The organism is Amnibacterium soli (assembly GCF_039544415.1).
GTDB lineage: Bacteria > Actinomycetota > Actinomycetes > Actinomycetales > Microbacteriaceae > Amnibacterium > Amnibacterium soli.
Genome location: NZ_BAABLP010000006.1, coordinates 380781 through 390194 on the forward strand (window position 1 = coordinate 380781; position 9414 = coordinate 390194).

Genomic DNA, 9414 nt, shown 5'->3' on the forward strand with positions numbered 1-9414 from the left:
CCGTCGGTTACCAGCGGTCCACCGCTCGGCAACCAGCAGGTGTCACGGTGTCCACCCCGTCCCGACGAAGAAGGTGCTGCTCCGCGTGCTCCAGGCTCCACGGCTGTCCGTCGTCATCCCGCTGCGCGACGTGGCGCCGTACCTGCCGACCCTGCTCGCGACCCTGCGGAGCACGGAGCGCGCGGACGTCGAGCTGCTGTTCGTCGACGACCACTCGCGCGACGAGACCCCGGCGATCGCGGAGGCGGCGCTGCCGTCCTTCCCGCTCGCCCGCCTCCTGCACCTCGACGCCACGACCGGGCTCTCGGCGGGCCGCAACCGCGGGCTGGACGAGGCGGCCGCGCCGGTCGTCACCTTCCTCGACGGGGACGACTGGATCGCGCCCGGCTACCTCGACGAGGCGCTGGCGCGGTTCGAGGAGCGCGACGTCGACGTGATGCGCGTGGACCACACGCGCGTCACCGGCAACCGCCGCGCCGTGGTGCGCAACCCCATCGGCGTCCGAGGCACGCCCGTCGACGTGCGGGACCACCTGCTGCCGGTGCACCGGCCGACGATCGTCGACCACCCCACGGCCTGGGGCGGCTTCTACCGGCGGGACTTCCTCCAGAGCCGCGGCCTGCGCTTCGACGAGCGCCTGCTGACCGCGGAGGACCGCGACTGGTGGTGGCGCACGCTGCTCGCCGACGGCCGGGTGAGCTTCGAGGACCTGAACGGATACCGCTACCGCCGCGGCGTCACGACCTCGCTGACGCAGATCGGCGACGCGCGGCAGCTGCACTACTTCGACTCGCTCGACCGCTCGCTCGCCGCCGTCACGGCGGACCGGGAGGCGGAGCGGCTGCTGCCGAAGGTCTGGCGCGGCTACCTCGCGATCCTGCTGTCGCAGCACCGGCAGGCGGAGCGGCTGCACCCCTCCTCGCGGCACGAGCAGGCGCGCCGGAACCGGGAGGTGCTGCGGACGGTGCCGCAGGACCTGCTGCACCGCACGCTGATCCAGATGTCGCGCACGGACGTCGAGCTGCTGATGCGGCTGGGGCTCGCCGTGCCCGACATCACCCGCCTCCAGCTCGGCAGGCACCGGGCGCCGGCCGACCTGGTGCCCGACGTCGACCCGGACGCGCTCGCGGGCGGTGCCGCGCGCTGACCCGGCGGGGCGGCCCGGTCAGGCCGCGCGGAGGAAGGGGATCAGGGCGCCGTTCACCGCGTCCGGGGCCTCCTCCGCGGGGTAGTGCCCGGCGTGGCGCGCGACGACCGAGTGCACCCGGGAGACCGAGTGCGAGAGCGCCTCCGCCACCTGCCCGGCGCGCCCGAACCCGCCCGCGATCGCGAGACCGGGCATCGGCAGCCGTCGCCGGACCGCTCGGCGCACGGCCTGCGCGTCGTCGTGCGCGGCGCGGTGGAGCGCGAGGGTCGAGGCGAGGCGCGCGTCGGTGGAGTAGGCGCTCATGTAGCCGACGTGCGCGTCGAAGTCGAGACCGGCGGGGCCGGAGCTGCCGCCGAGGTAGGCGTCGACCGTGGCGTCCAGCCGACCGGCGAGCAGCCGCTCGGCGACCCCCTCCGGCGCGGTGAAGAGCGGCAGGTGCCAGGAGGGGTACGACTCCGCCTCCTCGGCGTCGACCTCGATGCCGGGCGGCACCTCCTCCTCGACCGCGATCGCGGCGACGCGGCCGGGCTGCTCGGCGGCCATCAGCAGGGCGATCGTGGCGCCGACGTCGTGGCCGATCACGGCGAAGCGCCGGACCCCGAGCGCGTCGAGCGCGGCCAGCACCTCGCGGGCGAGCGTCGCCTTCGCGTGGTCGCCGCGGCCGGCGGACAGGTCGCCGAGGCCGCGCGCCTCGACCTCGAGCGTGCGGTAGCCGGCTCGCAGCAGCACGGGCACCACGTGCCGCCAGTGCAGGGCGGTGACGGGCCAGCCGTGGAGCAGCACGACGGCGGGACCGGTGCCGGTGTCGGTCACCGAGATGGAGGTGCCTGCGCCGATGGGGACGAGCATGCGCGATCGTAACCCCGCCTCGTCAGCACACCGGCGAACGCCGCGACGTCGTCCGATCCGCCGAGCGCACCGTGATCAGCCCGGAGCGCCCGCCCGTCCACGAAACAGGGCCGAGACGCGTGACGCGGCCCGTTCAGGGCCGCGAAGCGTCCTCCCCGGCCGGGAACACCGGCCGTGGGCCCTGCTGCGCCGCAGCGGCGGCGGCGGCGGCGGCGGCGCAGCCATGAGCACAGCTCAGCTCTCCACGAGGCGGCGGCCCTCGAAGGCGCGGCCGAGGGTGACCTCGTCGGCGTACTCGAGGTCGCCGCCGACGGGCAGGCCGGAGGCGAGCCGGCTGACGGGCACCGCCATCGTCTTGAGGAGGCGGGAGAGGTAGGTGGCGGTCGCCTCGCCCGTCATGTTCGGGTCGGTGGCGATGATCACCTCCTGCACCTCGCCGTCGGCGAGCCGCTGGACGAGCTCGCGGATGCGCAGGTCGTCGGGGCCGATGCCGTCGATGGGGCTGAGGGCGCCGCCGAGCACGTGGTAGAGCCCGCGGTACTCGCGGGTGCGCTCGATCGCGGCGACGTCCTTGGGCTCCTCGACGACGCAGATGGTGGCGCGGTTGCGGCGCGCGTCGCGGCAGATGCCGCAGCGGTCCTGATCCGCGACGTTGCCGCAGAGCGAGCAGAACCGCACCTTCTCGTGCACCTCCTGCAGGATCTCGCCGAGGCGCGTGACGTCGAACCCGCGGGTCTGCACGATGTGGAACGCGATGCGCTGGGCGGACTTCGGCCCGACGCCGGGCAGGCGGCCGAGCTCGTCGATCAGCTCTTGGACGATGCCTTCGTACATGTCAGCGCACCTCGGTCGGGACGATCACGGTCTCCTCGAGGAAGCTCGCACCGAGCAGCTCCCGCACGACCGACTCGCCGTAGCGGGACGCCTCGTCGGGACGCACGGGCTGCGCCGGCGCCGCGGGGGCGGCGGCGGCGGGCCGAGGAGCGGGTTCGGGGTCCGGCTCGGGGGCCGGCGCCGGTGCGACGCTCCCCCAGCCGGCCGGTGGCAGCGGCTCGGAGACGACCGGCGCCGCGACGGCCGGTGCCGTGACGGCCGGCGCCACGACGGCGGGCGGCGCGACGACCGGCGCGGGAGCGGACGTCTTGGGGACGGCCACCGCAGGAGCGGATGCCGCGGGCGCCGCGACCACGGCTGCCGGACGGCGCACCGGCGAGGCGCCGCGCCCGGGGTCCGGTGGCGGCGGGACGTCGTCGGGGTCGTCGGGCGGCGTGTCGGGCACGGGCGGCGCCTCGGCCACGGGCGCGGATGCGGGCCGGGCGGCGCCGCCGTCCACCCGGGGCAGGAACTTCACCCGGAGGCCGAGCACCTCGAGGATCGCCGAGCGCAGCACGTCGCTGATGCCGCCGCCCGACTGGACGGGGCGCTTGAAGCCCTCCACGTCGGTGCGGCTGAGGAAGGCGAGGGTCAGCACGTCGTCCTGCAGCGCGAGCGGGTACGACGTGTACACGACCGCCCAGGCGCTGCGCTTCGCGCGCTGCACGGTCTCGAGGATCTCGGGCCACGCGTCGCGCACGTGCTGGATGGTGAGGGCGGCGCCCGGCACCGCGGGGCGCGGCGCCTCGACGGGTGCGGCGGCGGCCTGCGGCGCGGCGGCGGGTCGCCGGACGGGCGGCACGGGCGCGGAGGGAGGCGGCACGTCGAAGGAGGGCGGCGGCACGACGACCGCCGCCTGCGCGGCGGGAGCACGGACCGGTTGCGGGGCCGCCGCGGGGGGCGCTGCCGGCGCCGCTGCGGAGGCGGAGGCGGGTGCCACCGTCGCGGACTCGACGCCGACGCGGCGCTCGAGCCGCTCGATGCGGGTGGCGTCACCGGCGTCGGAGGCGGGCACGAGCATCCGCGCGACCATCAGCTCGAGGTGCAGGCGAGGCGAGGTCGCGCCGACCATCTCGTCGAGCGCGTCGCTGACGGTGTCCGCGATGCGCGACAGCTCGGCCGTGCCGAAGCGCTGCGCCTGGATCGCGAGCGCGGCGAGCTGGTCGGCGGGCACGCCGCGCAGCACGCTCGCCGCCGCGTCGCCCGTCGCGGCGACGACGATGAGGTCGCGCATCCGCTCGAGCAGGTCCTCGACGAAGCGGCGCGGGTCCTGCCCGGTCTGCACGATGCGGTCGATCGCCGCGAAGGCGCCTGCCGCGTCCCCCTCCGCGACCGCCGTGACGACCTCGTCGATCAGGGCGGCGCTCGTGTAGCCGAGCAGGGCGGTCGCCCGCTCGTACTCGACGTGCGAGCCCTCGGACCCGGCGATCAGCTGGTCGAGCAGCGAGAGCGTGTCGCGGGGCGAGCCGCCGCCGGCCTTCACGACGAGGGGCAGCACGCCGGCCTCGACCTGCACGCCCTCCTCGTCGCAGAGCTGCGCGACGTAGTCGAGCAGCTGCGCGGGGGCGACGAGGCGGAAGGGGTAGTGGTGCGTGCGGGACCGGATGGTGCCGATGACCTTCTCGGGCTCCGTCGTCGCGAAGATGAACTTCACGTGCTCGGGCGGCTCCTCGACGATCTTCAGCAGCGCGTTGAAGCCCTGCGGCGTCACCATGTGCGCCTCGTCGAGGATGAAGATCTTGAACCGGTCGCGCGAGGGGGCGAACACGGCCCGCTCCCGGAGGTCGCGGGCGTCGTCGACGCCGTTGTGGCTCGCCGCGTCGATCTCGACGACGTCCATCGAGCCGCTGCCGCCGCGGCCGAGCTCCACGCAGCTGGGGCAGACGCCGCAGGGCGTGTCCGTCGGGCCCTCGGCGCAGTTCAGACAGCGCGCCAGGATGCGGGCGGAGGTGGTCTTGCCGCAGCCGCGCGGGCCGCTGAACAGGTAGGCGTGGTTGACGCGGTCCGTCCGCAGCGCGGTGCGCAGCGGATCGGTGACGTGCGACTGCCCGATCAGCTCGGCGAAGGTCTCCGGCCGGTAGCGGCGATACAGGGCGGTGACCACTGCACGAGGGTAACCACGGCGACCGACACCGCTCGGCGTGTCCGCTGTCGGCGTGCTGGCCCCGCGCGCCGGCCGCGGCTCAGCCCTGCAGGCCCTCCACGCACCGGTCGAGCAGCGCCGCGAGCTGCACGGCCTCGGCCCGGTCGAGTCCGGCCCGCATCCGGTCCTCGACCGCCCGCACCGCGGCGCTCGCGGCGGCCAGCCGCTCCCTGCCGAGCGGTGTCAGCTCGGCGGGCAGCGCCCGCCCCACGGGGGCGACGGGCGGCCGGACCACCGACCCGTCGCGCTCGAGCGCCTGCAGCAGCACGTTCATGGACTGGCGGGTCACGAAGGCGCCCCGCGCCAGCTCCGCGTTCGACAGCCCGGGGCGCTGCGCCAGCAGCTCCAGGCACGAGTACTGCGTGATGTTCATGCCGAGCGGGCGCAGCACCGCCTCCATGGCGACGTGCAGCGCGCTCGACGCCTGCTTCAGGCGGTAGCCGACCGAGACCGCGAGATCGACCGACGGTCCGACTTGACTCATGTCAGCATCCTGACATACCGTTCCACATGTCAGGAACCTGACATTCACGAGAGGACGACCATGGCCGCCACCGGACCCGACTTCATCTCCCTGCAGGTGCGCGACATCGAGCGCTCCGCCCGCTTCTACGAGCAGCACCTCGGACTCACGCGGCGCCCCGGGCCCCCGCACGCCGTCGTGTTCGCGACCGAGCCGATCGCGCTCGCGGTGCGCGACGCGGTCGAGGGCTTCGACCTCGACGCGGTGCCGCAGCCGAGCGGCGGCGTCGCGCTGTGGCTGCTCGCGCCCGACGCGCAGGCGGTCCACGACGCGCTCGTGGAGGCCGGCGTCCCGATCGTGTCCTCGCCGATCGACGGCCCGTTCGGCCGCACCTTCACCTTCGCCGACCCGGACGGGTACCGGGTCACGCTGCACGACCGGGGCTGAGCCGCGCAGCCGCCCAGGCCGGGGCTGCGACCCTGGAGGGCACCCGGCGCGGGTGCGTCGCACGGCGGTGAGGAGCGGGATGTCGCTGCTCGAGGGGACCCCTGCGACGGGCACCCGGGTCGTGGAGCCCCTGCAGGGGACGGGCACGATCGTCGTCGGCGGCGGCTGCGCGGGTCTCGCTCTGGCCGTCGCGGCCGCGGAGGGCCGTCCCGACGCCGCGGTCACCGTGCTCGACGCGCGACGGGACGGCTCGGACCCGCGCACCTGGTGCTACTGGGACGTCGGGGCCGCGCTGCTGCCGGAGGCGGTGTCCGCCTCCTGGACCCGGTGGGAGATCCGCACGACGGCCGGGTCGGCCGTCGGCGAGGACCCCGATCACCCGTACCGGATGGTGCGGGCGCGCGACTACCGCGCGGCGGCCCGTCGTCGCCTCGCGAGGTCAGGGGGCGTGCGGCTGCAGGAGGGCGTCCGCGTCGAGCAGCCGCTCCGGGCCGGAGGCTCCGCCGCCCGCGTGATCGACGCCCGGGGCGCCGGCGCGGCCGAGCCCCTGCGCCCGGGCCGGGTCCGGCTGCAGCAGCGCTTCCTCGGGCAGTGGATCCGCACCGCGCGACCGGTCTTCGACCCGTCGACCGCGACGCTCATGGACTTCCCCGCGCAGGAACGCGGCAGCGGGGTCCGCTTCGTCTACGTGCTCCCCGTCTCCGCCACCTCCGCGCTCGTGGAGGCGACCGTCTTCGCCACGGGCGCGCACGACCGCCCGCCGTCGCGGGAGCAGATCCAGGAGTACGTCCGCGAGCGGTGGGGACTCGCCGACGACGAGTGGGCGGTCGAGGAGGAGGAGGCGGGCAGCATCCCCATGACCGATCAGCCCGTCGGCGCGTCGCATGCCGCGTTCGGCATGCGCGCGGGCATCGCCCGGCCCAGCACCGGCTACGCCTTCACGCGCATCCAGCTCGCCGCCCGCGACGCCGCGATCGCCCTCGTCGACGGCGGACCGCTGCCCGTCCTGCGGGACCCGTGGCGCCTGCGGGCGCTGGACGGCGTGTTCCTCCGGTTCCTGCGGGACCAGCCGCACCGGGCGCCGGAGGCGTTCCTCCGCATGTTCGCCGGCCTGCCGGGGCCGCTGACCGTGCGGTTCCTCACCGAGCGGTCGACGCCGATCGACGAGCTGCGCCTGATCCTGGCGCTGCCGAAGGCGCCGTTCCTGCGCGCCGCGGCCACCGCGATCGCCGAGCGGCTCGCAGCCCTGCTCCCCCGACGATGACCACGGCGATGCGGCACGCACCGGCGGGCGCGGTGCCCCGGATCCTCCGCCGGCGACTGTTCACCCCGACGACCGCCGCCCTCGGCCTGCTCGCCGCGGTCTTCGCCGTGCTCGACCTCGCCGGCGCGACCGTGCCGCTCGCCGTGCAGGTCGTGCCGTTCGCCGCGAGCGTGCTGCTGTTCGGGCTGCCGCACGGCGCGCTCGACCACCTGGTGCCGGCGCGGCTCGACCCGGGGATCTCGCGGCAGCGCTCGATCACGGCGGTCGTCCTGCTCTACGCGGTCGTCGGCGGCGCCACCAGCGCGATCTGGCTGACGGCTCCGGCGATCGGGTTCGGGCTGTTCATCCTGATCACCTGGTTCCACTGGGGGCAGGGCGACCTGTGGCTCGACCGAGCGCTCGACGAGGAGCCCGGCTCCCGCATCGACGCCGTGCTCACCCTGCTCGTGCGGGGCGCGCTGCCGATGCTCGTGCCGCTCATCGCGCATCCCGGGGACTACGCGACGGTGCTCGCGTCGATGGTCGGGGTCGTCGATCCCGGTGCGGCGACGGGGCTGGGCGTCCTGGCGACCGCCCCCGTGCGCGCCGCCGCTGCAGCGGCGCTCGTGCTGGTCGTCGCCGCGCACCTGCTGCTCCGCCGGCGGCAGGGGGCCCCGATCCGCCGGGCCGCCGGGGAGATCGCGGTGCTCGCCGCCTTCTTCACGACGGTGCCGTCCGTGCTCGCCGTCGGCCTGTACTTCACGTTCTGGCACGCGGTGCGGCACATCGTGCGGCTCGAGCTGCTCGAGCCCGGCGGTCGCGCTGCGCTGGCCGCGGGCCGGCTCGGGCGCGGCTTCCTCCGGTTCGCCCGCGACGCGTGGCCCGTCACCCTCTGCGCGGTGGTCCTGCTGGTCGGCGCGGCCCTGGCGTTCCGCTCCGCGGGACTCGGCACCTACCTCCTCCTGATCGCGGCCCTCACGACGCCGCACACCGTCGTCGTGACGTGGATGGACCGTCGCCAGCGCCGGGCCCGCGGCGCGGAGCGGGGCTGACGCCACCGCCGACGCACCACGACCGCGCCCCCGGCGCGAGCCGAGGACGCGGTCGTGGTGCCGGATGCGCGTCAGCGCCCGGCGCGGCTGAGCCCCTTCGCGCCCTGCGCGCCGAGGCCGAAGCGCCGGCCGTCGACCGCGCGGAAGATCGCCCCGGCGATCGCGCCGCCGACGACGGGGGCGAGCACGAAGACCCAGACCTGCCCGAGGGCCGCGGGGCCGGCGAAGAGCGCGACCGCCACCGAGCGCGCCGGATTCACGGAGGTGTTGTCGATCGGGATCGCGACGAGGTGGATCAGCGTGAGCGTCAGGCCGATCGCCACGGGCGCCAGCCCCCGGGGCACGGCGTCGCCGGTCGCGGCGATGATGACGGCGAGGAACACGGCGGTCAGCACGATCTCGATCAGCAGCACGGAGCCGAGGCCGTACCCGCCCGGGGAGCGCGAGCCGTAGCCGTTCGTCGCGAACCCGGAGGCGGTGGCGTCGAAGCCGGGCCTGCCCGAGGCGACGACGAACAGGACGAGGGCCGCGACGACGCCGCCGACGACCTGCGCGCCGATGTAGCCCGGCACGTCGCGCCACGACGTCCGCCGGGCGACCGCGAGCCCGACCGTCACCGCCGGGTTGAAGTGGCCGCCCGAGATGTCGCCCACGGCGACGGCCATCGCCATGACGGCGAGGCCGAAGGCGAGCGCGACGCCGAGGAAGCCGATGCCGAGCTGAGTGCCGCCGTCGGAGAAGTCCGCGGCGAAGACCGCGGCGCCGCAGCCGCCGAGCACCAGCACGAAGGTGCCGACGGCCTCTGCGGCGAGCTTCAGCAGCAGGCCGGCGGAGGCGGTGCTGGTCGCGGGGACGGACGGGGTGCGAGGCATGGAGGTCTCCGGGTTCGGTGCAGGGCGGAAGGCGGCCCGCCCGGGCAGGGGCGGACCGAGGAGGAAGCGGGCGCGACGGAAGCCGCCCGCGGCGGACGGCGCCGGGGCGAGGAGGACGGGTGCGACGCGGCACCGGCCGCGTGCCGACGGAGGACGCGGGGGCCGTACGCGGATGCAGATCCCCGTTTCCGGCGCGGACGATCGGATCGATCGCCCGCGCCGCAGGGACCGTCCGGCGGAGGAGGGCCGGACGGGGTCGGGGCCGGACGCGGAGCGTCCGGCCTCAGCTCATGAGGAGCTGCGGCGTCCGCGGAGGGCGCCGATG

The 9414-nt window shown here is 75.8% G+C and carries 9 protein-coding genes; 4 read left to right on the forward strand and 5 right to left on the reverse strand.

Translation table 11 applies throughout. The features are described 5' to 3' along the window. Positions 1-85 precede the first annotated feature (85 nt). Entirely contained in the window at positions 86-1147 is a 1062-nt protein-coding gene (locus tag ABEA53_RS14920) for a glycosyltransferase family 2 protein (RefSeq protein ID WP_345482082.1), read from the forward strand. A gap of 18 nt (positions 1148-1165) precedes the next feature. Here the strand turns inward: ABEA53_RS14920 and ABEA53_RS14925 are convergent, their stop codons facing one another. The 4 genes from ABEA53_RS14925 to ABEA53_RS14940 all read right to left on the reverse strand — a co-directional run bounded on the left by ABEA53_RS14925 (position 1166) and on the right by ABEA53_RS14940 (position 5496). Continuing rightward, positions 1166-1996, reverse strand: a complete 831-nt coding sequence (locus ABEA53_RS14925) for an alpha/beta fold hydrolase (RefSeq protein ID WP_345482084.1) — start codon at positions 1994-1996, stop codon at positions 1166-1168. A 234-nt stretch (positions 1997-2230) separates the two neighbouring features. After that, positions 2231-2830, reverse strand: coding sequence for a recombination mediator RecR (recR, locus tag ABEA53_RS14930; RefSeq protein WP_345482085.1), 600 nt, complete (start codon positions 2828-2830; stop codon positions 2231-2233). A gap of 1 nt (position 2831) precedes the next feature. Then, on the reverse strand, positions 2832-4973 hold the full coding sequence (locus tag ABEA53_RS14935; RefSeq protein WP_345482086.1) for a DNA polymerase III subunit gamma and tau: 2142 nt from the start codon (positions 4971-4973) through the stop codon (positions 2832-2834). Positions 4974-5052: 79 nt separating this feature from the next. After that, on the reverse strand, positions 5053-5496 hold the full coding sequence (locus ABEA53_RS14940; RefSeq protein WP_345482087.1) for a MarR family winged helix-turn-helix transcriptional regulator: 444 nt from the start codon (positions 5494-5496) through the stop codon (positions 5053-5055). 60 nt (positions 5497-5556) lie between these two features. On the opposite strand from ABEA53_RS14940, the gene ABEA53_RS14945 reads away from it, so the two are divergent. The 3 genes from ABEA53_RS14945 to ABEA53_RS14955 all read left to right on the forward strand — a co-directional run bounded on the left by ABEA53_RS14945 (position 5557) and on the right by ABEA53_RS14955 (position 8217). Next, positions 5557-5922, forward strand: a complete 366-nt coding sequence (locus ABEA53_RS14945; protein ID WP_345482089.1) for a VOC family protein — start codon at positions 5557-5559, stop codon at positions 5920-5922. Between the two features lie 79 nt (positions 5923-6001). Beyond that, positions 6002-7186 (forward strand): lycopene cyclase family protein, encoded by a 1185-nt coding sequence (locus tag ABEA53_RS14950; RefSeq protein ID WP_345482091.1) that lies wholly within the window; start codon positions 6002-6004, stop codon positions 7184-7186. Between the two features lie 8 nt (positions 7187-7194). After that, entirely contained in the window at positions 7195-8217 is a 1023-nt protein-coding gene (locus ABEA53_RS14955) for a Brp/Blh family beta-carotene 15,15'-dioxygenase (protein ID WP_345482092.1), read from the forward strand. A gap of 71 nt (positions 8218-8288) precedes the next feature. Here ABEA53_RS14955 and aqpZ read toward each other — a convergent pair whose 3' ends face one another. Beyond that, positions 8289-9089, reverse strand: a complete 801-nt coding sequence (aqpZ, locus tag ABEA53_RS14960) for an aquaporin Z (protein WP_345482093.1) — start codon at positions 9087-9089, stop codon at positions 8289-8291. Positions 9090-9414 lie beyond the last annotated feature (325 nt).